The following is a 695-nucleotide window of genomic DNA, read 5'->3' as shown; positions in this document are numbered from 1 at the left end:
GACAGTGGAAGCAAGACTTTCCATCCAATCGCCATCAGTTGGTCGTAGCGATAGCGCGGAAATGTGAAGCGGAACCACATAAACAGATAGATGAAGAACGCGACCTTGAGCAGGAACCAGAGGAGCGGCGGCAACGGGATCAGCACGCCGTTCCAGCCGCCGAAGAAAAGGATCACCGCCAGGACCGATACCAACAGCATGATCGCGTACTCGCTGACCATGAAAAACGCAAAGCGGATACCGCTATATTCGGTATGGAATCCGGCCCCCAGATCGCCTTCCGCTTCCGCCAGGTCAAAAGGAATACGTTGCGCTTCGGCCAGCCCGGCGACGAAGAACACGAAGAACCCGACCGGCTGGTAGACGATGTTCCAGACATCGGCCTGCGCCCGCACGATGTCGAGCAGGCTCATGGATTGCGCCAGCATGACCACGCCGATGACCGCGAACCCCATCGGGATCTCGTAGCTGATCATCTGCGCGCAGGTCCTGAGGCTGCCCAGGACCGCGTATTTGCTGTTCGCGGCCCAGCCGCCGAATATGACGCCATAGACCTCGATCCCGATCACCGCGAAGACGAAAAGGAGCGCCACGTTCATGTTGGAGACGTAAAGGGTGATCTCCGTGCCAAGGACCGAAACGGTTTCACCGAACGGGATTGCGACGAACACCACGAAGGGCGGGGCGAGCGCCAG

General features: G+C 59.0%; 1 protein-coding gene. It reads right to left on the bottom strand.

Features of this window, described 5'->3' with window-relative positions:
- Window positions 1-695: complex I subunit 1/NuoH family protein (locus G6N73_RS36110; protein ID WP_165034602.1), on the bottom strand; the 695-nt coding region annotated here is incomplete at both ends.

The organism is Allomesorhizobium camelthorni (genome assembly GCF_011045125.1).
GTDB lineage: Bacteria > Pseudomonadota > Alphaproteobacteria > Rhizobiales > Rhizobiaceae > Allomesorhizobium > Allomesorhizobium camelthorni.
This window is presented reverse-complemented; position numbering and strand designations above follow the sequence as displayed.